Annotated in this window: 34 protein-coding genes and 1 tRNA gene; 24 read left to right on the top strand and 11 right to left on the bottom strand. The window is 47.2% G+C overall.

The window, feature by feature from the left end:
* The first annotated feature begins 522 nt into the window (after positions 1-522).
* Entirely contained in the window at positions 523-2,736 is a 2,214-nt protein-coding gene (locus MRK00_16200) for an iron-containing redox enzyme family protein (GenBank protein MDR4518913.1), read from the top strand.
* Positions 2,737-2,886: 150 nt separating this feature from the next.
* Positions 2,887-3,594: a polysaccharide deacetylase family protein gene (locus tag MRK00_16205; GenBank protein MDR4518914.1), complete on the top strand. Its 708-nt coding sequence runs from the start codon at positions 2,887-2,889 to the stop codon at positions 3,592-3,594.
* Positions 3,595-3,826: 232 nt separating this feature from the next.
* Here MRK00_16205 and MRK00_16210 read toward each other — a convergent pair whose 3' ends face one another.
* From MRK00_16210 to MRK00_16240, 7 genes are all read right to left on the bottom strand, one after another.
* Positions 3,827-4,300: a hypothetical protein gene (locus MRK00_16210; GenBank protein MDR4518915.1), complete on the bottom strand. Its 474-nt coding sequence runs from the start codon at positions 4,298-4,300 to the stop codon at positions 3,827-3,829.
* Entirely contained in the window at positions 4,301-5,881 is a 1,581-nt protein-coding gene (locus tag MRK00_16215) for an IS66 family transposase (GenBank protein MDR4518916.1), read from the bottom strand.
* 62 nt (positions 5,882-5,943) lie between these two features.
* Positions 5,944-6,294, bottom strand: coding sequence for an IS66 family insertion sequence element accessory protein TnpB (tnpB, locus tag MRK00_16220; GenBank protein MDR4518917.1), 351 nt, complete (start codon positions 6,292-6,294; stop codon positions 5,944-5,946).
* Positions 6,282-6,578, bottom strand: a complete 297-nt coding sequence (locus MRK00_16225; GenBank protein ID MDR4518918.1) for an IS66 family insertion sequence element accessory protein TnpB — start codon at positions 6,576-6,578, stop codon at positions 6,282-6,284. The genes tnpB and MRK00_16225 overlap by 13 nt, the downstream gene beginning before the upstream one ends.
* 71 nt (positions 6,579-6,649) lie before the next feature.
* Complete coding sequence (locus MRK00_16230) at positions 6,650-6,889, bottom strand: Arm DNA-binding domain-containing protein (GenBank protein MDR4518919.1); 240 nt, start codon at positions 6,887-6,889, stop codon at positions 6,650-6,652.
* Between the two features lie 210 nt (positions 6,890-7,099).
* A tRNA-Leu gene (locus tag MRK00_16235) sits at positions 7,100-7,187 on the bottom strand.
* Positions 7,188-8,067: 880 nt separating this feature from the next.
* Positions 8,068-8,586 carry a hypothetical protein gene (locus tag MRK00_16240; protein MDR4518920.1) on the bottom strand — a complete coding sequence of 173 codons (519 nt, stop codon included), beginning with the start codon at positions 8,584-8,586 and terminating at the stop codon, positions 8,068-8,070.
* A 143-nt stretch (positions 8,587-8,729) separates the two neighbouring features.
* Between MRK00_16240 and MRK00_16245 the strand changes: the two genes are divergently transcribed.
* From MRK00_16245 to MRK00_16330, 18 genes are all read left to right on the top strand, one after another.
* Complete coding sequence (locus tag MRK00_16245) at positions 8,730-8,963, top strand: DNA-binding protein (GenBank protein MDR4518921.1); 234 nt, start codon at positions 8,730-8,732, stop codon at positions 8,961-8,963.
* A 10-nt stretch (positions 8,964-8,973) separates the two neighbouring features.
* Positions 8,974-9,435, top strand: a complete 462-nt coding sequence (locus MRK00_16250) for a hypothetical protein (GenBank protein MDR4518922.1) — start codon at positions 8,974-8,976, stop codon at positions 9,433-9,435.
* A gap of 8 nt (positions 9,436-9,443) precedes the next feature.
* Complete coding sequence (locus MRK00_16255; GenBank protein MDR4518923.1) at positions 9,444-11,666, top strand: helix-turn-helix domain-containing protein; 2,223 nt, start codon at positions 9,444-9,446, stop codon at positions 11,664-11,666.
* A gap of 17 nt (positions 11,667-11,683) precedes the next feature.
* Positions 11,684-12,403: an ATP-binding protein gene (locus MRK00_16260; protein MDR4518924.1), complete on the top strand. Its 720-nt coding sequence runs from the start codon at positions 11,684-11,686 to the stop codon at positions 12,401-12,403.
* A complete protein-coding gene (locus MRK00_16265) occupies positions 12,400-12,639 on the top strand; it encodes a hypothetical protein (protein ID MDR4518925.1) in 240 nt (79 codons plus the stop codon). The genes MRK00_16260 and MRK00_16265 overlap by 4 nt, the downstream gene beginning before the upstream one ends.
* A gap of 11 nt (positions 12,640-12,650) precedes the next feature.
* Positions 12,651-12,821: a hypothetical protein gene (locus MRK00_16270; GenBank protein ID MDR4518926.1), complete on the top strand. Its 171-nt coding sequence runs from the start codon at positions 12,651-12,653 to the stop codon at positions 12,819-12,821.
* Entirely contained in the window at positions 12,818-13,006 is a 189-nt protein-coding gene (locus MRK00_16275; protein ID MDR4518927.1) for a hypothetical protein, read from the top strand. Before MRK00_16270 ends, MRK00_16275 begins: the two co-directional genes overlap by 4 nt.
* Complete coding sequence (locus tag MRK00_16280; protein MDR4518928.1) at positions 13,003-13,653, top strand: DUF3164 family protein; 651 nt, start codon at positions 13,003-13,005, stop codon at positions 13,651-13,653. Before MRK00_16275 ends, MRK00_16280 begins: the two co-directional genes overlap by 4 nt.
* Positions 13,650-13,868 carry a hypothetical protein gene (locus MRK00_16285; GenBank protein ID MDR4518929.1) on the top strand — a complete coding sequence of 73 codons (219 nt, stop codon included), beginning with the start codon at positions 13,650-13,652 and terminating at the stop codon, positions 13,866-13,868. Before MRK00_16280 ends, MRK00_16285 begins: the two co-directional genes overlap by 4 nt.
* On the top strand, positions 13,865-14,332 hold the full coding sequence (locus MRK00_16290; GenBank protein MDR4518930.1) for a hypothetical protein: 468 nt from the start codon (positions 13,865-13,867) through the stop codon (positions 14,330-14,332). The genes MRK00_16285 and MRK00_16290 overlap by 4 nt, the downstream gene beginning before the upstream one ends.
* 92 nt (positions 14,333-14,424) lie before the next feature.
* The gene (locus MRK00_16295) at positions 14,425-14,889 is read left to right on the top strand and encodes a regulatory protein GemA (GenBank protein MDR4518931.1); all 465 of its coding nucleotides are present in this window, start codon (positions 14,425-14,427) and stop codon (positions 14,887-14,889) included.
* Complete coding sequence (locus MRK00_16300; protein MDR4518932.1) at positions 14,886-15,320, top strand: hypothetical protein; 435 nt, start codon at positions 14,886-14,888, stop codon at positions 15,318-15,320. The genes MRK00_16295 and MRK00_16300 overlap by 4 nt, the downstream gene beginning before the upstream one ends.
* The gene (locus MRK00_16305) at positions 15,317-15,667 is read left to right on the top strand and encodes a hypothetical protein (GenBank protein ID MDR4518933.1); all 351 of its coding nucleotides are present in this window, start codon (positions 15,317-15,319) and stop codon (positions 15,665-15,667) included. The genes MRK00_16300 and MRK00_16305 overlap by 4 nt, the downstream gene beginning before the upstream one ends.
* Positions 15,664-16,023, top strand: a complete 360-nt coding sequence (locus tag MRK00_16310; GenBank protein ID MDR4518934.1) for a hypothetical protein — start codon at positions 15,664-15,666, stop codon at positions 16,021-16,023. Before MRK00_16305 ends, MRK00_16310 begins: the two co-directional genes overlap by 4 nt.
* A complete protein-coding gene (locus MRK00_16315) occupies positions 16,023-16,301 on the top strand; it encodes a hypothetical protein (protein MDR4518935.1) in 279 nt (92 codons plus the stop codon). Before MRK00_16310 ends, MRK00_16315 begins: the two co-directional genes overlap by 1 nt.
* 44 nt (positions 16,302-16,345) lie before the next feature.
* A complete protein-coding gene (locus MRK00_16320; protein MDR4518936.1) occupies positions 16,346-19,966 on the top strand; it encodes a hypothetical protein in 3,621 nt (1,206 codons plus the stop codon).
* Between the two features lie 55 nt (positions 19,967-20,021).
* The gene (locus MRK00_16325; GenBank protein MDR4518937.1) at positions 20,022-20,270 is read left to right on the top strand and encodes a hypothetical protein; all 249 of its coding nucleotides are present in this window, start codon (positions 20,022-20,024) and stop codon (positions 20,268-20,270) included.
* A 316-nt stretch (positions 20,271-20,586) separates the two neighbouring features.
* Entirely contained in the window at positions 20,587-21,018 is a 432-nt protein-coding gene (locus MRK00_16330) for a hypothetical protein (GenBank protein ID MDR4518938.1), read from the top strand.
* A gap of 94 nt (positions 21,019-21,112) precedes the next feature.
* Here MRK00_16330 and MRK00_16335 read toward each other — a convergent pair whose 3' ends face one another.
* The 4 genes from MRK00_16335 to MRK00_16350 form a co-directional block, all read right to left on the bottom strand.
* On the bottom strand, positions 21,113-21,889 hold the full coding sequence (locus MRK00_16335) for a hypothetical protein (GenBank protein MDR4518939.1): 777 nt from the start codon (positions 21,887-21,889) through the stop codon (positions 21,113-21,115).
* Positions 21,890-21,907: 18 nt separating this feature from the next.
* A complete protein-coding gene (locus MRK00_16340; protein ID MDR4518940.1) occupies positions 21,908-22,621 on the bottom strand; it encodes a PEP-CTERM sorting domain-containing protein in 714 nt (237 codons plus the stop codon).
* Positions 22,622-22,757: 136 nt separating this feature from the next.
* A complete protein-coding gene (locus MRK00_16345; protein MDR4518941.1) occupies positions 22,758-22,928 on the bottom strand; it encodes a hypothetical protein in 171 nt (56 codons plus the stop codon).
* 7 nt (positions 22,929-22,935) lie between these two features.
* Positions 22,936-23,427: a DUF1353 domain-containing protein gene (locus MRK00_16350; protein MDR4518942.1), complete on the bottom strand. Its 492-nt coding sequence runs from the start codon at positions 23,425-23,427 to the stop codon at positions 22,936-22,938.
* Positions 23,428-23,638: 211 nt separating this feature from the next.
* On the opposite strand from MRK00_16350, the gene MRK00_16355 reads away from it, so the two are divergent.
* Genes MRK00_16355 through MRK00_16370 form a run of 4 tightly spaced genes read left to right on the top strand, consistent with a single transcriptional unit; the run spans position 23,639 to position 25,007 of the window.
* Complete coding sequence (locus tag MRK00_16355; protein MDR4518943.1) at positions 23,639-24,169, top strand: hypothetical protein; 531 nt, start codon at positions 23,639-23,641, stop codon at positions 24,167-24,169.
* Between the two features lie 6 nt (positions 24,170-24,175).
* Positions 24,176-24,361: a hypothetical protein gene (locus MRK00_16360; protein ID MDR4518944.1), complete on the top strand. Its 186-nt coding sequence runs from the start codon at positions 24,176-24,178 to the stop codon at positions 24,359-24,361.
* Complete coding sequence (locus tag MRK00_16365; GenBank protein MDR4518945.1) at positions 24,361-24,696, top strand: hypothetical protein; 336 nt, start codon at positions 24,361-24,363, stop codon at positions 24,694-24,696. Before MRK00_16360 ends, MRK00_16365 begins: the two co-directional genes overlap by 1 nt.
* Complete coding sequence (locus MRK00_16370) at positions 24,693-25,007, top strand: cytoplasmic protein (protein MDR4518946.1); 315 nt, start codon at positions 24,693-24,695, stop codon at positions 25,005-25,007. The genes MRK00_16365 and MRK00_16370 overlap by 4 nt, the downstream gene beginning before the upstream one ends.
* The last annotated feature ends 5 nt before the right edge of the window (positions 25,008-25,012 follow it).

The raw sequence follows: 25,012 nt of genomic DNA on the forward strand, positions 1-25,012 counted from the left end.
CGAAGAGTATCGTAAGTACTTATACTCAGAAGGTGCCTGGGAAACATGCGCGGTTCGGGAGTCGGCACTAACTGGAAACTTAGTCTTCTTACAGCCACTTTGCAGGTAACCACTTGAATATAGTATACTCCGACAGGTCATACGCACCAAGTCTGAAATATATTTGTGTGTGGAATAGCTAATACTTAGCTTAGCACACGGCACAATGTAAGCCAGAAAAATCGCAGAAGGTGAGAATAAAAATGAAATCTACAAAAAAAAACACGCCAAAAAAAGCTGCTGAATCGTTGGAACACGAGCTAAATGCAGCGGACCGGAATCAATCCGGGTTTATTGCTCGGTGCTTGAGGGTAGTACAATCGAAGTTTCGCCGCCAATCCAAAAAGAAAGATCCGGATATTTATCCATTTTTCTAGTCGTTCATCGTAATTGTCGACTGGAATTTACCTTCCAACCTGAAGTCAATGTTTCAAAACTTTCATTTCTGAAACCATCGAAATGTTGCGACATCGGACTCGACTTGTGTCTCTCCGCTCAAGCTTTTACCTGCTTACCAATATCGACGAACATCCCGAAGCGCTCTCAATTGCGAGAAGTATCATCACTGAGCATATCGAGGAAGCAGAGGAATTTTTAGCTCACGCTTCCGAATCCGAATGGATTGAACAAACGCCTCAATCCTTACCTGACCTCATAACCATACTTGACAGGTTTCGATCGATGTATGTAACACCGTGGCATGAATCAATTGGAGAGCTTAGCCAATCTTCAGTAAAACATTCTTTGACGCAATTCGCGCCGACAGCACTGTTGGTAGGATGTTGGCTCCAGAATGTCCTTCGCGCTCCAATGGCAGCAACGCCTACTGGTGCAATGCTTGCCAAAATTTACAAATACCAGCAGCAGAAATTTTACGAAGAAAATAATTTCTTTAGTGAATACCACGAAGCACATAGGCTATCGGCATTTACTCTGCCTGATGTCTCTTCTCGCTCCTTTGCAGATAATCCATTATTTGAAGAATCCAGTTTTGAAGTTCCATTATTTCTACTAAGCATCGGGCAGTTTCCACGAACTTATCTTGCGGAGCTTTTGGGAGTAAATCTGGGCTGGCACTTTTCTGGGCTAAACGCCGTCGGACCTATCCTCGTCCAGAAGGGGCGGCACTGTCATTCCTCAACAAAGAACGATACTCGTATTCAATATTGGGACCGGGTCACGTTGGACTGTGAACTCGCTTTGGATGCGGCAATAAAAACGCTGGCGGAGCAATCAAATAAAGACCGCGACACATTTTTTTCCCGCATCTGTGTCGGCGCCCTGCTGATTACCAATATCTGGCAGGATTGGGCAAGCAATACTGATTGTCGCACCTCAAATTGCGTTGCTGCAATCAAAACAGACATGATCAGGATACTCTGCCAAAAGGCCCCGCATGCCATCGGGTATCATGGCAACAAACTAATTGACGGGGCGCAGATCGACTCCCTTTTATCTTCTGAAAACTTTAGACCCGCTGAAATTCTGGAGAGATTGGCCAAGTCCGAATTCATTGTGCCAGGCAAACCTGAAGACAGCTTGTTTTACACCAGCTTGGTCAGATGGGGAGGTCCCATGCATATGGTTTTTTCTCCAACAGAATTAGAAACCATTTCTGCATGGATTCTCACGCTATCACCTGTCAACGAAACACACGAAACGGATGCCCCGGAAATTAGTTGTACGAACAATAACCTGTCGTTGGATGGCAGCACTGATGGCGTGATGCAATTGAAGTCAGAATTTGTGCGACGTAGTAAAGAAAATCTTAGAAAATGCTCCGTCCGTGAGATCTATCATTGCCTATTGAACATTGAGCAATACCCTGAGATACTCCCTTATGCGGAGCAATTTGCGTACAACAGATTCTCTCGTTCGATGGCTGCACTGAACAGTCGCATACGGCCAATTCCGTCCCAGCACTATTGTCCAGAGATTCTGGAAAACTGGGTAAGTACGCAGCATCGAAAACAAGTAAATGCCTATCAATCGCTCAAAGGGGAGCCATCGATAACGAAGGAAGCTTTTATCAATAGTTTGGTACAGCTTGCTCCTCTCATTCTTATAGATGGCGCTTGGCTACAGGGCATGCTCACTCAAAATTGTATTCATTCGGAATATGGTCGCATATTGTTTCAGATATTATATGAGGAGACGGGAGAAGGAAATGCGACACGGCATCATGCCAATGTTTATCGCGAACTGCTACACGAAATGGGTATAAAACTACCCGCAATTGAGACAAGAGAGTTCATACAGTGGACTCGCTTATTGGATTCATCATTTGAAATCCCAGTCTTTTGGTTGAGCGTTTCTTGCTTTCCACGTCACTTCATGCCTGAAATTCTCGGACTAAACCTTGCAGTCGAACTTGCCGGAGTTGGTGGACCATATATGCAGGCCCGCGATACCCTTCGGCACTTCAAACTGCCAACACTTTTTGTGGACATCCACCTTGCCGCCGACAATATATCTCAAGGACATACAGCGAAATCTTTGCTCGCGATCAAGCTCTATATGGATCAAATTGCGGCGCGAGAAGGACCTCACAACTTGGACTCTACTTGGCGTCGCATATGGTCAGGCGTGCGGTCAACACTGCCGCAACCTAGCCTTGCATGGTTAATCGCACATGCAATCAGCGCAGGATTGCGCGGCAAAAAAGTAGACGAACCCCCTAGAATATTTTCCGGTTGAAGGCCCGATACGCGCACTTAACGACACATGAATCTGTCAATATTTTGTAAACATATCAGATCGATACTAAAGACAATAAGCTTATGGTGTTATGTCTATATTTACGCGCAGATACGTGATTTCTGGCGGGCCAGATCCGGAACTTGTCATGTGACAATCCTGCTTTACCACCGCATCAGCAATATGAATATCGACTCGGTCACGGTCAAACCGTCACAGTTCTTCCAACATTTAATTATCTTAAAGCGAAATTATGAATTGATCGATATGACTGAGTTTCTGGCTAGACGGAATGCCCCTCGTAGGAAGCCGGCCGTTATAATTACCTTCGATGACGGCTACGAAGATAATTTTCAAGCAGCGAAAATATTGAGAGATGCTGGAATACCTTGTACATTTTTCATTTGTACTGGAATTGTTGGAACCGTGAAATTATTCCCAATGGATTTGCGATTGAAGCGTTGGCTTCCGGCTTTGTCGTGGAATCAGGTGATTGAAATGTCATCTTGGGGATTTCATATTGCCAATCATTCCGTCAATCATGTCGACATGGGCCAATTAGAAGTTGCGGATTCTCTGGAGGAGATCCACAGTGCAGCGCGGGATATAGTTCACAGACTGGGCAAGAAAGGTCCTGAATACTGGTTGGCGTACCCGTTTGGCCGGCCACAAAATATGAAGAGTGAGTTGGCTGAGCAATTCTCCATTAATGGAGTCGACTTTTGTTTTTCAGCATATGGCGGTGTGAATCAACCAAATTTTGACCCACACGATATACGGAGGCAGCCAGTAAATCACCTGTTTTCCAATCTGATGCTTCGCGCTGTTGTCGCTGGCTATCGAGTTCGTCATCAATAGATCATTAAAGGTAATTCATGGAAACTGCAAATCATCAGGAGATGATCAAACAACTCACTGAATCAATCAGACCTGCCAATGTTGGTCACAACTGCATAAAGGTACCAAAAATCCCTTAGGATTTATTTATTCTTGAGAGGTATCAGCATGCTCGTTTTTGAGCTGTTTTATGCAGTCTGGCGGAAAATGTTATTCAGCATCCAATATTTTCCAGTTTCAGCGCCCATCACTGTCAGAAATTAATCATCAGAAACCAGCGGGGCAAACTGTAACGCGCACTTGGTGATATATGAACCCCTGAAACCATTAATTGACCGTAATAAAGCACCAACCCCTTAGGATTTTTTATGCTGGGATGGTGTTTTACTTTAACGGGTGTCAACGCACCCTTTAAATCACCGCTAGGATAACGCTCAGCACGCCCTGTTGCAACAGCATACCCTAAACACACCCGTCCGACATGGGCACGGCAACGCTGAGCTTTTTCGTGCGCCCCACGGCTTTCTATTCTGCGCAGAACGGCCAATAGTTCCGGTGCGGCTATATCCTTGATGACGCGATTGCCCAGCCACGGGAAAATATCTTTTTCAAGAAACCGCTTGATGTTGTGCGCGGTTGATGCTGTCCATGTGTTTGGGTTTTTAGTGTGCCATTCAATTGCAATGGCTTTGAAGGTGTTTTCAGCGTATGCGTCCGGCACGGCCATCTAGAATTTTTCTCGTTTTAATGCCTCGATAAATTCCGGCGCGAGTGGCAACAACTCATCGATACGGCTATTAGGCCAGGCTGGAAGTTTGTCGAGTGTTTCTTTGAGCCATGCGGCTGGGTTGAGGCCGTTGAGTTGTGCGGTGCCAAGCAGGGTTTGAATAGTGGCAGCGCGTTGACCGGCACGTTCAGAACCGACAAAGAGCCAGTTTTTCTTGCCGACAGCTATGGGACGAATGACATTTTCCGCCGGGTTGTTGTCGATCGGTAGGTGGCCGGTGTGTACGTAGCGTACTAGAGTAGGCCAGCGTTTGAGTGTGTAGTCGAGTGCTTTGGCGGATGCGCCGCCGTTGGCAGTTTGCATTCGAGTTTGCATCAGCCAGTCGTACAAGGCATCGAGTGCCGGCAGACTTTTCTGTTTTCTCAGCTGTTGACGCGCTTCGATGGTCAGCTGTTTGCCTTCGGCCTCGATTGCGTACAGTTCGCCGATACGCTGCAATGCTTCAAATGCCATCGGACTGTCATTGGCCTGATGCAGGTCGAAGAATTTGCGCCTGGCGTGTGCCCAGCATGCCAGTTCAATGCAAGGCGACTCTTCTCGAGAGAACAAGGCTTTGTACCCGCCATAGTCGTCGACCAGCAAATGACCTTGCCAGTTTTGCAGAAAGTCTTGCGTATGCCGGCCACTGCGACTTATTTGATAATCAAAGACAACAATGCGCGGCCCGGGATCGAGGTCATTGCTGCGGTAGACCCACAGGTAGGCTTTGCGGGTTTTACCGTTGCCGGGTTCCAGTTGCGCAACCGGTGTCTCATCGGCGTGAAGGGTGTTTCCTTGCAAAAGATGCCATTTCAGTTGGTCTGCCAAGGGTTGCAGCGCAACACCGGTACGGCCGACCCATTCGGCCAATGTGGAACGCGAAAGTATAACTTGTTCACGTGCAGCCATCTGTTCCAGGCGATAGAGCGGCAGGTGATTAAGGTATTTGTTGCTGATCACCCAGGCCAATAACCCCGGTGACGCTATGCCGCCGTCAATGACTGCCGGTGGCACCGGTTCTGCGGTGACGGTTTCGCAGGCCTTACATGCATATTGCGGACGAATGTGACGATGGACAAAGAATTTGGCCGGTTCTACGTCGAGTTGTTCGGTGACGTCTTCACCGATTTTGAGCAGCGTGTTGCCGCACTGTCCGCATTGGCAGGATTCCGGTTCATGGCGGTGTTCGATGCGTGGCAGATGATCAGGCAACGGTTGGCGGCCTGCACGGGAACGCGGCGGTTTTGCCGGTGTTGTTTTTACAGCCGGTTCAATCTGCTCGATTTCGGTATCAACGGCTGCAATATCAGCCAGCACCGATTCTTCAAATAAACTGAGCTGCACCACTGACAACGATTCATTCTTCTTGCCGAAACGGATGCGGCGCAAATGCGCCAGCTCCATGGTCAATGCCTCGATCTTGCATGCCTGTGCACGAATCTCTTGTTGCGCCTGATCAAGTAATGCTTGAACAATACCGGTGACCTGTTGTTTGGTATCCGCATCAAGGTTTAATTGATCAAGCTGCGCCAGTGATTTCATGGCTGTTATTATACCAAAAAACCAGCCTAACTTGCTGTAAATATTGAATTATCAGACTGATTTTATGCGCGCAAATGAGCAGGTGGCAATGCCGATAAACGCTGCCAGTCCACACCTGCTGTCAGCCATTGCCACTGTGATTGACTCAATTCAAAACAACGATCTCCCAGCTTCGGCCACACAAACCAGCCCTGATGCAAACGGCGCTGACATAACCAAACGCCAGTGCCATCCCACAACAACACCTTCATCCGGTTGCGTGCGCGGTTGCAAAATACAAAAGCTGAACCCGCACAGGGTGAATGCCCCAATGCCTGTTGGACAATAAGCGACAATCCGTCAATACCCCGGCGCATATCCACAGGCTCCACAACCATCCAGATTTGTCCAGAATGCGCAATCAATCCAGACATCTCAACAATTCACCGAGCCATTGTGGTGATACATCTGCCGGCAGTTCGAGTGTATGACCGCCTGAACAACGCAGTTTCAGATAATCCGATGGTGTTGTGGTTGTTCTGATCGTCACCGGTATCAACGAAGTTCGTTGATTGTCTTTTTGCACATCACGATAAACCCGTAGCCAATTCCCAAATGTCTTGCTGTTCAATCCATGATCACGGCAATAAGCCACTTGCGACAAACCGCTCGCCTGCCACGCTTTGATATGACGTATCTGTTGTTCTTGGGTTGTCATTGGTTATCCTCCAATAAATATTTGAAGTTAACCAGAATGAGATCTGCTTTCTAGATGGTAGGGCTAAACGCTTACTTTTCAGCCGCATGTCGAATTGCTTCTTTCTTGATGGCTTTGATCAGTAAAGGATCGCTATCGTTTGACAGGTGTTCTTTCGCTTCATCACGTTTTTTTCTGGCTTCCTTTAAACCGACAGCAGAATAAACGCCAATGGCCAAAGTTTTTTGTTTACCTGCAAACCGGTAGTTCATGCGCCAGTATTTGCCGTTCGGCTTGATCAGCAAATACAGCCCGCCACTGTCACCTGTCACCTATTTTGTACGGCTTGTCCTTCAGTTTAGCCTGACGTACTGCGGTATCTGTCAACATTTGATGGTACCTCACTTGCTTATAGCAAAAAGTACCAACAAATTGATGGTATGCCAAAAGATGTTAGGCGATTTCTTGAGACAATGTATTCTAAAAATACTTAATTAATACAATGGATTTGATGCTTTGTGAGACTTTCTGAAAGTCGGGAATGGTGCCCGGGGCCGGAATCGAACCGGCACGGACGCAATGTCCGAGGGATTTTAAGTCCCTTGTGTCTACCAATTTCACCACCCGGGCAAATAGATATTTTATTTACTTACAGCACGTTAGTGTTAATTATGACTTCTGTGAAGGGTGTGATTATACTCTCAAAAAAAGCGTTTTAGCAGCTTTATTGTGAACAGTTTGGAATAGGCTTATCATCACAGCAGCGATTATACCTGAATTGATGGGGCCATGGAGGAGGTATACCCTGCTTTATCTCTAGTGCAGTCGACCTTCAAATTTTCTAGCAAAAATTCTGAGAAGATAACATGTCGGAACTTTTCAAGTTTATTCATATATATTTGCGATTCTATCCGGCCAGTACCTAAGTACCATTGAACATGGTTCCCCTAACATATTAGTATGTTTTCTGTAGTGTGATGAATTCCTAGTTAATCAAATGGGTGCGATTGCATAAAGGAACGATGACCACTGCAAAAAGAAAAATAATTTTAATAATATTTTTTGTAACACCCTTGGGCTGCGCCGTAATCGATTCTTGATTATGGCGCGGCTTTTTTATATAAGAATATAGAAAATCAAAAGTTATTTTTACCAACTGTAATACAGCGGTGTACTTGAACACTCATGTATCCAACGATATTACGCAAGCTAATGATTCGGTCAATCTAAGTTTCAACCACAGTATAGATTAAAGACAATAAATTCTATGCGCTATCATTATAAATATAGCATCAACTTCAAACTTCTTATGGTCGTCGGGCCAATAATCCGACCGAACAGCCGTGCTATCATCATCATGACAAATTGCGACATCTAGTTGCTAGAGACGTTCAAATTATATGAGACTGAGCGTGATGAGACGTGAAAAAGTGTGATTTGTAAGTTGTTGAAATATATAGAAGTGAAAAATTAAATGCAGGTCGAATTATATGAGATTTGTGTTTAAAATTTAACGTGAATTATTGTGGTTTTTCTTGTATGCGGCGCGTAGTTCTTGCACTGTATGTTCCAGCTCGGACAGCTTTATTTTATCGTGCGCGCGCAAAATAAAGTCCTCAATTATACGATCACGATCCTCTTCATCATCGATTTGCGCTATATAACCAAGTAGTGCATCCAGGCGTTTTCTGTACGGTTCCAAGTCTTGCGGCAAATTGTTTAAAACGGATGGCGGCGCGCCATACAAGCGATTCTGTGCTTCTTTTAGCGAAGATTTGTTTTTTATTCCTTTTCCTGTTGCCAGCCAGTCGATAGTTACTCCTGAAGCGTTTGCAATGGCTGTTAAGTGGTCAGTTCTGGGAAATGAGCCACTTAATATATAACGTAATGTAGATTCGTTCATACCGTCACACTCTCTAGCAAAAGCAGATACAGACTTGTTGCCCATGCATTCTTTAACACGGGCAGCTAGTGAGTTTTTTGCGTCGTCTATATGACCTGGCGTATTTGACGCATCCTTTTTGGTCATTTTGTTTGTTACCTATTGTATTTATTAATATTTGATAATTTCCATCATAAATCGCAATTTTTTTCGATATGACGCTTGACTATTCGCAATATTTCGCGAATAATGTGCATATCTTAATTGTTCTAATTGGATGATATAGCAAAATGGGAAAATTAAAAACGGCAGAAGAGGCAAAAGCTGAAATCAACAAAACCGGATTGACTATTGCAAAATGGTCGATCAAAAACAGTTTATCACCGGCTGTGGTTTATGCTGTTTTGAAAGGCGATCTGCAGGGGCAATATGGGGAAGCTCATAGAGCTGCTGTGCTGCTTGGCATGAAACATGGGGAAATCGCAGAAAACGATAGCGATACTCGTGAATTAAAACGCGCATAAGGGTGAAATTATGGAAAAAAGTACAGCACAAAGCATTATCTCTGATTGGGTGGCCGAGCAGGATGAACCGTTCACCAGCAGGGATGTTTTCGATAGCAATGACGAGCTGGAAAATATCGGTACCGTGTATGCAGTGATGAATTCTTTATTCAACTGCGGCGAGGTTGCACGGAAAAAAACCGATGGCGCTGGTTTTGTTTTTCTGCATGTCAATAAAGCCACTGACGACTTTGAGCGCTGCAAGGTTAATATTGGCGCAGGCAAAAAAGAACATAAAGCCGTTAAAAAACAACCTGAAAAACAGAAACAAATCGTGGCAAATCACGAGCCACAAGAAAACCAGCAAAACAAAGCCGTCGCCGATCAACAACAGCAATTTGGCCAGATCGCGGTGCCCGAGTCGTTCAGGATAACGTTAAAAACGCCCGCAGGTCTTGTGATTACAATTACCAGCGAGCAAATCAGCGTTTAGGTGCAATCATGAAAGAATGGTTTTCTCCTCAAGAGTTGGCCGGACTTATCGGCATGCCAGTGACTCCGTCTGGAGTTATAAGGTGGGCTAAAAAAAATTTAATCAAAACTCGCAAAAAACTGCGAAGTAAAGCGATTGAATACCACCTTCTCGACCTACCCCGTATCACCCAATCCTACATTGCACAAAACGGCTTGTGTTTTGAATCTGAATCAGCCGCTTGCGCTGAATCCACCCAGGCGGGTTCGCCCTTGCCCGTCGATGCCGACATCCATGAGTCGGCGGGTGGGTTCAGCGGAAGCGCGTTGCCATCGTGTCTTTCCTCCACACAGGTTGATGACGAGCCTGTGTTATCCGGTTCTGCGGTCTCTCTCTCTGCCGCAGATACCGGAACCTTTTTGGAAAGCAAGATTGGTATGGTGATGGATACGATTAAAGATGCCAATCACGATGCGCGCATTAAAGAAGCGCAGCGCAGGCTTGAAATCATAACGCCAATATTAAAACTTCCTGAGCGTTTTCCAGGCAGGCGTGCATTTGCTGAAGGCATTGCCAGGGAAAATAAAACATCGCCAGCGACAATTTATAGATGGGTTAAAGATTATAGGGCTGGTGGTTTTTTGGCGCTGGTTGACAAAAATAGAGCCGATCTTGGCCAGGCTCGCGTGCTTGTGTCCGCGCAGTTTGAGCGTGTTCTAAAGGGACTTGGAATGAAGTCAAACCAGGTCGCAAATTGTGCTGAGTGGTTGTTGCAAAAAGTGCGCGCGCTTTGGGCTGCGGGCGGCACATCGCATACGCAAGTATGGAGTCAAGCTGTTGCAATGCTTGGGTTGAAACTGATAGACGACGGAATGGATGAGATTTCCGCGCGTGCAATCGCGAAAATAAGCCATCCTAAACGGTTTGTTGAAGCTGAAGCGCATTACAGGTTGGTTGCAACCAATGATCGCAATGCTAAAGAGGTGTACGACAAACACAGACCTGCAGTATCTCGATCACGCAAAGACTTGTTGCCGGGCGATCTGGTATTCGGCGATGTTTCGCCGGTTGATATCCCGGTATTGCGTCCGGATGGCAGCACAGCGTATGCGCGCATGATTGCATGGATGGATGCAGCGGTTAACTGGCTGTTTACATCGCTTTATTTATGCCCACCCGCAACCGGCGTGCGACAAGAACACGTGGCGCTATCGTTTAGCAGCTCGTGCGAATCAGCGCCGTTCGGCATGGCAAAAAGACTCTACCTGGATAACGGTTCTGAGTACAAGTGGGAAGACATGCTAAAAGCCTGGTCAGAATTGGCCAGATTAACCGGAAACCAGACGCATGTTGAGATCATGTCTCAGATGCCACCAGCCGGAAAAATTGTGCGGTCAATTCCATTTCAACCCAGGGGAAAACTGATCGAGGGCGCATTCGGTAATTTGCGTTATTTCTTTGGCTGGCATCCAGCGTTTCAAGGTGGAAACAGAATGGCAAAGCGTTGCGCCAATCTCGGTGAAGCGGTCAAGCCAGTGCCTTTTGAAGAACTTCAACAATTTTTGGCGGCCGCAATGGCCGACTATCACGCAACGCCACAAGGCGGGCACCTGAACGGCAAATCACCACAGGAAGCGCTAGATGCACACCTGCAGAACGGCTGGAGACCGACGCGAGTGGATAAAGAGGTGTTGCTGCTTGCGTTTGCCGACCAAAGAGAACGCACTGTTCGTGGCGGCATAATCAACCACGGCGGGCGCGAATGGTACGCGGATTTCCTAGTTGGGTTGAACAAAAAAGTCGAGGTCAGATACCCGAAACACGACCCTCAATGTTTGTTTGTATTCGATCAGGGAAAGTTTATGGGCGTTGCATTGCCCGAGCAGGAATTCGGTCTGCTTGATAACGCTGGCGCGGTTGAAGCCGGGCGCAGGCGCGCAGTACTTCGCGAAGCAATCAAAAACATGGCCGGTCAGGTTGAAACGATACAAGTATCAGGCGCGATCGGTTCTCGCGGCAAGCTCATGGGCGTCGATGAAACCGTCACAAAAGCGCATAAATCCGCAGAGCAAGTACAACTGTCTGATGAAGCACTGAAAATCCTTGCAGCTAAGAAAAAAGCGCTGGAACAAAAAACAATGGACACATTAAACGAGGCAGCTAAAAAGGCTGTCGGCAGCGATCTTACACGATGGAAGCCGAAAGATGATCCAGAAATGGATGTATGGCGGGCCAAGTATGAGGATGATTAACAAGTCATGGGGGCGACATGGAAATAGAAGAAACAAAATCTGTGCACGACGCATTACAACTTGCTGAGCTGTTAGTCGAAACAGAGGGCGCTTCAGTTGGAGAAATCGTCGGCGAAACCGGAACCGGAAAAACACAAGCGGCGCATGCGGTTATGAGTCATTACGACGGCGTCAGAATTTGTTGTCATGAGGGCATGACGCGCTACCAGCTTGTATCTCGAATTGTCTGCGGTCTTGGTATTGAAGGGCCGTCAACACGTTGGCTTGAGTTGCTGTCTGCGTATCAGGAAAGATCGGGAATGCGGCCATTGCTGGTTGTTGATGAAGCCAACAAGTTGAAGTGGCAGGCGTTGGAAGTGTTGCGCTTTCTTGCCGATGAATGCGGCTTTGCTGTGATGCTCGTTGGTACCGAACTGTACGAGCGGCAATTTTCAAATGCCAGAACGCGGCCACTGTTGTTGCAGCTTGGACGCCGAATCGGTGCCAAGCGTGTTCGTATGGGGCATTTAGACCGTGCCGAGTGTGCGCGCTATGTGCTTATGCCTAAATTCGGTGAGGTAGACAAAGAAGTTGTAACCCGGTTCTGGACAGGATGCAGGCGCGGTAACTGGGGCGAAGCTGTGGAACTGGCTGGAGAATGTTTGAGACTGGCCCGGCTGAATAACAGCCAGATTCTCACAATGGCTATTTTAGATGCTGCGCTCAACTGGTTTGCAAATCGACGCGATGCAGCATGAGTCTCACATTAAATGAGATTTCTGCGGTGCTTGGCGTAGCAAAACCAACCGCATCGGCGCTCAAGAACGGCAAATATACAGCGCCAGAAACGGTTTCTAAATACCGGGCTTTGCTTGATGTGGTTGAAAGGGTTGCCAGCGAAAGCGGCGCAAAAAATGATCCGGACAGCATATGCGCAGCATGCCCGCGCGATGATTGCACCGGGTGCAGATTGGCTGAATTGATTGATTTATAACGGAGGGTGACATGAACCAAAGATGGTGTTGCGACAACCCAAGTCTTGCTCAAATTCTGAGCAGGTATTCGCAAGAAACAGGCGATGTAAATTTATACGCGATCCGCGCAGAAATGATTCCTGAATTTATTGCTGAACTTAAGGAGTATTTTGCTGCGGATCGTATTGGGGGTGATCAATGAAGAAAGTAAGAATGTTAATCAGGCAAACGCTGACACACAGCATTTATCGCGACTTAAGCGATGACGAAATCCAGGCAATTGAAAATTCGGACGACCCCGGCGAACTGGCCAGAGATTATGTATCGGAACAAAACATTATTGATTCTGAATGCATGCTTGACGAATTCGAGGTGATTGATAAATGACTATTGAAACAAAGGAAATCACACAAACAAACCTGCGCCCGAATTCACCGCCAGGATACATGCGTAACTCACAGGGTCACATGGTGCCTGAAGAAATGGTTCCAGAAATCGACAAGGCGCGCAATGAACTTGTACAGGAAATCATTGGTGACGCAGAGCGCATGCGCGAGCAGATCGCAGAATTCAAGCGGCGCGTCATGGGCGATCTGTATGCATTTATCGATCTGTCTGCGGAGAAGTACGGCGTCAAGATGGGCGGCCAAAAGGGCAATATCACCCTGATGAGCTATGACGGCGCATGCAAGATCAGGATCGATGTTGCAGAGCGCATTGTGTTTGATGAACGCCTGCAAATCGCCAAGGAATTGATCGACCAATGCATTCATAAATGGTCTGCGGGTAGCGGTGCTGAAATTCGCGCCCTGGTAGAGCACGCATTTCAAACCGACAAGGAAGGCAAGATATCGATCGGGCGCGTACTTGGCTTGACCCGGCTAGATATCAAAGACGATCAATGGGTGTCGGCAATGCAGGCAGTGTACGACTCGATGCAGGTATCCGGAACAACAACGTACATGCGGATTTATAAGCGTGTAGGCACAAGTAAACAATACGAACAACTTTCACTGGATTTTTCAAAGCTATGAGACGAGAAATAACTATAGACGATCTTGCAGGCAAACCTCATATTGTAATTGTAGAAGAAAAAGGATGTTTCACGGTATCGAATTTTGAGGGATGCGAGGCAATGGAAAGAGCGCACGAAGCGGCTCAGCACATCGCATTAAATAACCAGCGCGCAAAAGTCACCGTTGCCGTCAGGGTGCGTCAAATTACTTCTTATAAAGGAATTCAATCATGACAGCAAAAGTAATGCCATTCAGAAAGCCGGTTTCGCAGTACATGATGATGAATCAACATAATGATTCGTACCCGGTTGATAGAGAAATATCTGAAATCGTACACGAAGGACTGCGGCGCATTATCGATGGCGTTGAGCGCAAAGATTATATAGCGGCGGCAAACCGGGTTATCAAGGAGGCGCTTGGTACAAACATTATCATTTATGGCGAACTTGGACTGGTTCACGTCACCTTCATGATGACGATCAAAATAACAGATTTTTCCGGCCTTAGTTCTGCGCTCAACAACGACCTGTCAGCAATTATTGATCAGTATGGATTTGTTGATTACAGAAAGCTATCAAGAATTGCGTGTAATGCAGACGACGAGCGTTCTGATGCGGTCAGACGTTGCATCGCATTGCGCAACACGGCAGACATATCATGGGAGGCGCATAAAAATGTTAGCAGCAATAGACACTAACGCTCTCTTAATCGGCCTGTTCATAGGCGCTTGTGTTGGGTTTGTTATTGCATTGTGCCTGGTTGCTGTACACAGCATTGGGAAAAACGACTATGCAGAAAAGAACGACTGACAGCAGCGTTAATCGCGGCGCGTTGCTTGGCCTTGCGCATATGGGTGCAAAGCAGCTTGGCTGGGATGAAGATACTCGCAAATGCATGCAAAGACAAAAAACCGGCAAGGAATCGCTGAAAGACATGAGTAATAACGAATTGCTCGACTGGTGCTGGCACTTAAAGCGCATTGGCGCACAAATCGGAATACCGCATCCACCACGCAGAGGCGGCAAAAGCTGGGACAGACCGTCTGGGAGGCAACTTGGCGAGATACAACAACTTGCGCTGCAATTCGGGTGGACCGACGGGCTTGATGACAGCCGCCTGAATGCATTTGTAGAGCGTACAACCAAAGTTGAAAACATAAAATTTTTGATGCGCTGGCAGGCAACAGACGTGATATCAGGATTGCGTCGCTGGCTGAAGCAGATACAGACAAAACAAGGCATGGAGGATTTATGAAAATCGGCCGATGCCCAAATTGCCACAGCCATATTCAGCTAGAAGCCGTCATGCAGGATGAAGCCATCGGAAAACTGGCAACCATGCTGGCTTCAATGGAAGCCGATCTGGCGCGCCCGCTCATTTCTTATCTTGGATTGTTCAGGCCGGAAAAGCGAGACCTGGCAAATGACCGGGCTTTAAGGCTGGCTCAGGAAGTTATTGATTTAACTTCCGACAAGCAAAATCTTGCTGCAGCGCTGACTCAGACAGTTGAACTAATCCGCAGCAAAGGTGGCGGGCCGCTCAAAAATCACAATTACTTAAAGCGGGTAATTGATGGCATGGAAAAAACACCAAAAACACAAGTGATTATTGGGACAACAGGCGGCGGCAAGAATATCGGAAAGACAGAGCAGGCTTACATTGACTTGGAGAAAATGAAGCAGTGAACAAGCAGCCTGAAAAATGGTTTCGAGATTCGATCATAAGCGGCATACAGCGACTTCTATCACTGAGCCTTGAGGGAACGCCCGCATCAAAAACGATCACGCTAACCGCATCAACCTGGATCGATGTTCTGTGGCCAACGAGGCGCTGGGACGCCGAATTAGATGAGACAAGAATCGCAGAGGCATTTAGGCAATTGGCAGCCAGATCGGAACGCTGGCCACCGCCGAAAGCGTTGCTGCTAGTCCTGCCATCCAGGCCGGAACCATTAAAACTTGTATCCCCTGCTTGCGGCAAACGGGCCGCAATGCAAGCAATCAAAGAAGCAAAGGAAATTGTGGGCCTATGACCGATATGCCGAAACAGCACGAAATGCCTGAGTTGCTGGTTTGCATTGCAGACACAACAGCAAAAACATTACGTGAATGTACGGGTTTAGATGAGCAAACGGCCGGTCATATTGGTCACGAGGTCGCGATCAGCTTTGCCAAGGTTTATGCAAAGCAGGTTGTTTATGTACCGTCTGCTGAAAATTTTTTGAAGCACAGCCGGGACGAGGAAATCTGGAGCGAATTCAACGGCAGTAATCACAACGATCTTGCGCGCAAATACAACATTAGCGCGCAATGGGTCTACAAAATTATCAAAAAAATGCAGCTCATAAAAAGCAAAGAGGTGCAAGGGAATTTGTTTGAGGATATCTAATGTTAACAATTGAAGAAATCAGCGACATTGCGAATATTGATATGTCTGCTGCACGCAAAATTGTCAAGAAAAACAAATGGCCGTCTAAAAAAATTAGACACAACGGAAGAAGGAAGCTTTTTGTGTCAATAACTGTAGAAGAGCTTTGTGCAAAATTTGACAAAGCCCGAACAGAAGAAGAACGCAGAAAAAAAGAAACTTTCAAATACCACCGTCTTTGGATTTTGGTGATGTTAACCAACAGATGGCGTCAAAAACAAATCAATGCTTGCTTGTGATCGGTGCCGGGCTACCGGCTAAAACTAACCAAAGAGGATGATTCATGAAGAAACTTTTATTTACGGCCATGCTGCTCATTGTATCGATGCCAGTATTGTCCGCCGATCCGCTTATTTTTACGCGTTGCGAGCGAACTACCGGAACGCACGATATAACGGCGGACGTAACCGTCGGCGGTGTAACTCAGTCGATCACAAAGACGTTTGGCGGCATCGATGCATTTGACTTCCTTGTCGATGTATCAAGGAAACTTGGCAATGTCGCGCCAAACGCGTTATTCAAAGCGCCTTGCGATCTTGTGCATGACGACGGCGTCGGCAATGAGACGGTTATTTACAGTTGCTCAACGCGGCCGGATAGCGCGTCTTGTGCGGCGTTTGACGGGAATATGTCGTTTGATGGATCAAAAATCGCGTTTTCGGTGTTTGAAGGTTCGATAACAGGGTATCCGGTGCCGCTATACGAGAAAGACCTTGATCCGAATGCAGACACGCCGAACAACTTTATCCGGTATGAGTATCTGCCTTCCAAGCACCTGTCGGCGACAAGAGCGGATATTTATGAGTACGACATCGCCACTCAACAAACAACGCAGGTAACGCAGCAATCGCCGTGGGTGTTTAATTTCGGGCCGATTTATACAGACGATAACAGGCTGGCTTTCTTGTCAACGCAACAAAACCAGTACGGCCCTATTATTTTTAAAACGACAGCAGCAAATCCGACTGTTTTATGGTATTCGATAGACACTGACGGCAATAATTTGCGCCTGGATTCAACGCACCAAATCGCGATCGAGCAGCGCGGCACAGTTATGTCTGAAGGACACCTGTTGTTTCCAACGGATTTATTCTGGGGCGCGTATCCGTTCAGGCACGATAATTCAACCCCTGGCAATTTTGGCACACTGGATAACCATACTGCATACTGGAGACAAGGATTTTATGGCGAGCAACAGTTTGCTGTTTTCGGTCAGCACGTAGAGCAAACCACGGTTACCAGCTACGGGTCGAAATGGAATGCGCTGCGCTGGCCGAAACAGATATCAGATGGCCGCGCTTGCGGGACGTCATATTACCGTAGAAACAACTACGGCCTGGGTGAGTCTTTTTGCTTTACTCCAGAGCAGTTTGGCAGAGAAGGCGTTCGTAACACTGCAAATGGCGGTGAAACGTACTTGCCAACGGATGTTATACGCCTGGCAACATGGGACAGAGCTGGCGATAAAACAGCAACTGTAGATGTAAATTTTACAGACCTGTTTTATGGCAAGACCGGCCATCCATTTCCATTAACAGGCAACGGGATTGGTCTGAGTTATGGTGCTGGCGGCTGCTCTTCTATACTATCCGCCGAGCCGTTTACGGCACTTGGCATACCATACCCGCCGCACATTCAAAACGGTGGCGGTATGCGTCAAGCGCAGTTTTACGAGGAATTGCAAAACCATCGTCCAGGCGTTGTCGGGTGTAACGTTGATTTATACAAATTGACAGCAATACCGTCTTTGTTGCCAAGCGACATGACGCCGTTAAAAACCGATCCAAATTGGCACTTTATTATGGCATCACCTGCCGTGCCGTATTCAGCGATTCATGGTGTGCAAAAACCGGCCCAGCTACCAAGGCCGGACGAAATTACAACCATTGTGCTGTCTGAGGAAGCGGGTTCTCCATTTGGCCTGTTTGGTGCAGCATCAACAGAAGACCGGGAGGCTGCGCCTTGCGACGGATTTGCAACGGGATTGACGTCGCTGCATGCATGTGGCACAGAAATGTTCCCGATCGTTGATAGCGACATCTTTGCTGTTCGTATACTTGTACCGGAACCAAATGACGGCAGCCTGGTTTCATCAACACCGCCAAAAGTATCCAGAGCAACTGTTACAAATCATTGGGGCATGTCGCTGAGTGTGATTGGTGAAATTCCGGTCAGGAACAAAAACCCGGACGGAACACCGGTCATGGAACAAGACGGAATTCATGAAGACACCAGCTTTGCTGTCAGGCTGCCCGCAGATATGCCGTTCATTGTGCAGGCTTTGGACAAAAAAGGGCGAACCCTTTTCACGGATTTCTCGCCACAGGCAACAAAACCCGGTGAAGAAAAAACATGTGGAGGCTGTCACATTCATGACGGTCAGCCAAGACGCCAGTTTTCTCAATCCTTTGCGGCAACGCCAAGCTACAACGTGCAAACAATCGGTATCGGCCCGAATGTCACACTGATTGACGGCGCTGACGCGCAGGGCAACCCGATTACGCGCACTGTTGCAGGAAGGTCTGTTGCATATGATTTTGATGACGTGTATCCGATATTTCAGACACATTGTGCAGCATGTCACAGCGGCGCTACGCCAGCCGGTGACTTGAATCTGTCAAACGACAACAGCCCGACAAACCGCTGGGCAACCACAGACAATACCTGGCATCGGCTTGCGCACAACAACCAGCAGACCGGGATAATCAACAAAGCGACATACCTTGGCAGCACCGGATTAAAATCGCCATGGGCCAGTAAATTCCTGCATCGCTGGTGTGCCGCCTGCAGCCCTGTCTATTGGTATGCAGCGAATGAGCGTACCGACAACAGAGCAGATGCCGATTTAACGATGGGCGTTGCATTTAATCCAGCTCACCCAACAGTCAATCTAACTACAGAAGAACTTGGCATGCTTGGACGCTGGATCGATCTTGGTGCGCCTGGCGGAACTCAGGAGAAGAATGATCGATTGCGCCCTACATTAACGCTGGTCGCAGATCATAATGGTTCACAGATTGACGGACTGCGCGTTGGCGTTACGGATTCCAAGTCCGGCATCAATCCTGCAAGCGTATCGGTGTGCATCGTTGGAACTACCTGCGACAACCTGATCACAACACCCGTTTTGGATGGCGTATCGGTTGTAAATCTGGCTGCGCCAATCACCAATCCTGCCACTCTGATTCGTGCAAGCGTCTCAGATAATTCGGGCAACACCACCGAACTGGAATTTACCGCAGAGTATTTAATGCGGTTTAACGTTTCAGGCGGGTCCAATCCACCGCCGCCGCCATTAACAATCAACGTTGGTGCTGATGCTGCGATCAACGAAGGCGCTACATTTTCCAGAACGATAACTGTATCGGGCGGCACCGGAACCGGGCGCACATACGATATTGAATGGGAAACTGGCGCAACACTTGAAAGCGGAACCATCACTGACGGTGCGGCAGATTTCTCAATATCGAGACTAATGCCCGATGGCGACAAAGTGCAAACCGTAACCGTGCTTGTTTCTGACAGCGGAAACAACACAGCAACAGGAAACTTTGTTTTGACAACAAACGATGTTGCGCCGACGGGTACTGTTGACGGCAGCGGGCAGGCAACAACGAATCAGCAATACTCAATCGGGTTTATTACAACCGACCCGGGAGATGACCTGGTTACAGGGTATTTTGTAGACTGGGGCGATGCTGTCAGTAACAATGCATTAACGCACACCTACACCCTGGCAGGCACATACACCGTAACAGGCTATGCGATCAATGAAGACGGCCAGCACCTGATCGGAACGCACCAGGTCGTTGTAACCGATCCACTGCCATGTATTGCCACAATAGAGCCGCTCAGCGCGACAGACATACGGTTGAATACAACCAACTGTAACGTTGTGCCTTAATATTAAACAATTAAATCGGGTGCGGGAAACCGCATCCGCATATGGAGAAATAATCATGATGGGTGAAGAAAAAACCGGCAGCCGCAAGGTGGTCATGACCAAATGGATGTTGATAATTTACGCAATAGGTACGGCGGTATATTTACTGTTAATGGGGTTTCAGGGTGCGACGCCACCCGATTCATTCATGTTTAATTTTACGCTCGGCGTGGGCGCAATTGGCGGTGCGTTTTCGCTGGGAAACATGATGGAACACCGGTACAAGGCAATAGCGGTTAACAAAGAAGAAAACAAGCCAGGCTGAAATAAAACTGGCCCATCACGGGCCAGTCCTATTGATAGGAAATGATCATAAAGATCAATTGTTATAACGGCACGGGATTGTCAGGGTTTAGGATTAAATTCAAGCACGAGGTGAAAGCATGAGAAACGAAATCATTGAAACATTGGCCAGCGACATATTCAAAATATCGCTGGCGGTCGGGTTGGCTGTTGGGGTGTCGGTGGCTGTGGGTGTGTCGCTGGTTTGGTGGGTGGTGGTGTAAAACTTATGTAACTCGTTGTTTACTGTGTTAATCTTGTCCAGTCCAAAAGGGCTCTAAATAAAAAAGGGGAATAAAGTGAAAAAAACAATTTTAATTGTGCTGGTTTTTGCATATCTTTTGACTGGTTGCGCAACCATGTTTAATGGGTCAACTCAACAGATAGCAATCAGGAGCAACCAGGCGGAAGCCGAGCTGTATGTCAATGAAGCATATGTTGGCAAGGGAAATACTGTTACAACGTTTAAGAAGAAAGAAGATTACATAATAACTGCGCGCATGGAAGGTTGTAATGAAGTAAGCGTTCCGGCATCAAAATCTTTTGACGCGACCACATTGCTCGGTATTTTTATAGATTTTGGCCTGATTTCGATTTTAGCAATAGACGGCGCTGGAACCGGCGCGTGGAACAAGTTCGATCAGACAAGCTTTGTTGTTGATCCACAGTGTCCTAAAACTAGCAATATGCGTATTCCATACGATCCAGACTTTTATTCATGGCTTGGCTAATATTTAACAAGTCACTTGTAGTGCCACATAATAAAGCCCGGCAGTTTTAAGAGTCCGGGCTTTATAATTCACAGATAGATGGCTGCGACTTTTATTACTTATCAAAAACATCATGTAATTTAATAATTTTGTATAGGGCCGGCTTTCCGTTAATTGTTTCAACAGCCACATCAACAATAAAAGCCTTATTAAAAGGATGAGCTTCATCGAACAACATTTTTACTTTCAATTCATCATTGATGAACATTACCTTAACATCGCCACTAAATACACTTTCAATTTTAGCTCGATCACCTGCTTTATTACTGTGAGGGTCATTTCTGGCCTGGGCCCAGTACATAACAACGCTTTGATGGATTCCGGTAACTGGTTCTTTCAGCGCATTTAACGCTCTTCTAATAGCATTTTGAGCTGCATTGGCATCGTTTGAACCAATGGTTAAGTTGATTTTCATATCTCCTTGTATGTTAAGAGATGCAATATTCATTTGGGCCCCATTATCTTTTGCTATTGGTTCAAGGATATTATTAAGATTTTCCAGGGTGGATTTGTTAATATTCTCGGGCTTTTTGTCACTTTCGCTTAACCATTTATACCATACCTTAATATGTTTTATATATTCAGTTATGGTTTCTGCGTGATCTATTAACGGCAGTGCGTAGGGCGAAAGAGCCGCGAGTTCAGCAATAATACTTCCACTTCGTATTTCTTTTATATATAGCTTAACATCATCAGCTGCAATAAAAGGGTCGTGTTCAGCTAGGAAGTGTCTGTATTCATTACTCATGCTAATCAAGCTTTTGGCTAAGTCTAGTAGCTCAATTGGACGCTCGTTTTTTATTTCTATCGTCAGTGTTATTTCTTCGCCCATTGATAAGCCTAATTCATTTTAATATGAACGCCGTGCGCGCGATAGCATCAATCCAGCCACCCCTAAACCGATTAAAAACAGCACACCAGGCTCTGGCATGACCCGCGAGCCAATGTCTGAATTCAACGAAAGACCGGGGTCAACGTGAATGTTAATGATTTGGGTCAATGAGAATGGCTGAAAGTTTTGGCCAAACCCTAGCGGCAATATTTCCACGATGTTACTAAATATATTTTGCAAACCATCGTCTGAATTATATTTAATTACGCTCGCGCCATTGGTATCAAATGCAATATTTGAAAGGTTGAAGTAATAGTCGGATTCAATGTGGTTTGTATTTACATTAACTGGGGTGGCCAACGCAACAAAATTTGGTGAAAAAAGCCAGGATGGCAACCCATAGTCGGTATCGGTAATGCTGATTCTCAGATCAACCGCTTCGCCTAGCGAATGGACTCGACTGCTAAACCCGAGCGATGGGTAAAAAGGATAAGGCGATACCGATGGCCCTGTATTTGCCGTTCCGAACAGATTAGTGCTTGTTGCGCTAAAAATGATTGAAAAGTTCGGGAGCAATAGCCTTGTAGAGACCTGTCTTGATGACGATGCCGTGCTGTCGGTATAGGTGTGCGTAGTGCCGCTCGACAAGTCTTCGATCTTTACAATAAGCTCAGCATGCGCGGTTGAAATCCAAAATGCGGAAGCGAACAGGCAAAGCACAATCTTTTTCATATTATCTCCCCTTTAGTTTGTTTTACCCATTTGGAAAATGCATGCAAGTTCTGTGCCAAAACAAAAATCAATTATGTGCCAATGAGTTGAAATTGTGGCGCAATTTGACTGTAAAATTTTTCGACATAATTTTGAGTTATTCAGAGTTGTTTTCCCGCTTGGGATCAATCGCCCAGCGGTTGCACTGCTTGCAAATTACCCATGCTGTTTTGGGAAAATCAAAACCGGCTTCAAGCAATATCTTGTAGCCGCAATCGCAAAATCGATAGCCGCGCCGGTAGTCTTCCGGCTTGTTGAGGACAGACACTAAACGACTAAGCGCCAGGAATCATCTCTTTGTACTTGCGGCCGCGGTGTTGATACCAGGCGATCCAGCCGAAGGCGCGCACCAATACCCGGGCAATCTGGTCGACGTATGCCAGGCCGTTGACCTGGACGCACATTTGCTCGAACAGGTTGTCCCAGTGCTTGCGGTTTGCGCCGTAATTTCCTTTGATGAACGTGTGTCCGCTTGGAATGCTGGACTCGAGCCAAAGATAATCATAACGGTAAGCAAAATCATGAATCAGGCTTGGGATGAACAGCAGCCCGGTTGGCGACATGATCGCCCACAGCGGGCGCGGGATCGATGCGCCGTCAAAAATAAACCCCGCCGGTATCACGGCAATCGAGCCGTCCGGCAGCTGGCAGTGCCAGTCCTCGACCACCTTCCACTTGCGGATGTGCGTCAACCAGCGCCAGATTCGCGCCCAGGCCGGGTAATTTTTGGTGTAAATCGGAATGGGCTCGAGCTTGGGCATGTCCATGTTTTTAATCTCCTTGTCTAAAAAGCTTGGAACGCCTGCATTACACCATAACGCCAATCAACTAAATATTTAAACCGGTTTAGTTATACGGTTATCAAAATATGCAAGATACTGGAGTCTCACAAGCAAGCACTGCAAGCCCGCCAGGGCTTTATCCGTTAGCCAGGTAATCGAGGCGCGGTACCCTGGCGGGATTGTTTAAGGAGAACTTATGCCAATACCTGCACTTTATGCGATGGCCGTTGCCGTGATACTCGGTGCCGGTTTTGCCGGAGGCTATACCCTGTCTTCAAAAATTGCCGCCGGAAATCTCAAACAATGCGAGCTGGACAAGTCGACCATGCTGCTTGGCGCTGAGCGTGAGGCAAGCGAGAGAATGCAGGTTGCAGAGGAATCGACGCAAAACGCATTTGCATACGCCATGAACCGCATCATCGACGCAGAACAACAAGCCGAGGAATTAAGGAATGAAGCTAAAAATCATACGACTGGCCGCGATTGCCTGTCTGGTAATGCTCGCCGGGTGCTCGAGCAATCCGCAGCGTTTGAGCAACAACGCGTGCCCAAGAATACCCGAAGCGCTGATACAACCGTTGCCGGAACTGCCGAAGATACCCGCAACAGGGCAACAACAGACGCAGATATCGCCGACTGGATCGCAACCGTCAGCGGACTCTACGACCAATGCCGGGGGCGTGTTGAAGCTATCGCCGAATGGGATAACGGGATGGCCAGACGTTGATTGATAATGGATCAGATTGATATCGCGAACGAGCGCGAACAAATGGACACGCAACGCGCAATAGAGAACGCCAGAAAATTGCACAAGGCCGCCGAAGCAACCGGCCATTGTCTGTTTTGTGGGGACGATGTTGAAGATGGCGTGCGCTGGTGCTCGCCGGAATGCCGGGATGATTGGGAGGTGCGGCAGTAATGGAAATTACGGTTACATGGCAAATGGTAGCCTGGTTGATTGGTCTTGTGAGCGCGTGGACTGGGTTTTTGATAGGCATTATCAAATTACTGATCGGGGGCATGATCCGTAATCTGGATCGTCGTATTGTGGTCAGCGCAGACGAATGCAACGCCAAATGGGCGCAAGTCGACGCCAGTCTGAAGCGAACCGATGCTGATTTGAGACGCCTGATCGCGCAACTGCCAATTGAGTACCAGCGGCGCGAAGACTCAATCCGGGAGACAACGGCAATGAATGCAAAGCTTGATCGCATCTATGAAATACTCGTAACCTGGAAGGAACAAGAAAAATGATTAGTCAAGATGTTGTTGATGTCGCGCGCGCTGAACGCGAGACGTTGCGCTGGATAATACTGTCTGCGCTTTGGTATGCGCGGCCATATGGAACTAGCGAGCATGTTTTACTGAGAACGGCGCATGATATTCCATTGCGCGTAACATCCGACATGGTTCGCAACGCGCTGCACTATCTGAAAGGCCGGGGGCTGGTTGCTGTATCCGAAAACCAACCCATGTGGCACGCAGAAATCACCGCCGAAGGCGAAGATGTGGTCGATTATCGCGCTGATGCGCCTGCCGGTGTGGCAAGGCCACCAAAGTGGTAACAATA

The organism is Nitrosomonas sp., from assembly GCA_031316255.1.
In the GTDB taxonomy this organism is placed as follows: domain Bacteria; phylum Pseudomonadota; class Gammaproteobacteria; order Burkholderiales; family Nitrosomonadaceae; genus Nitrosomonas.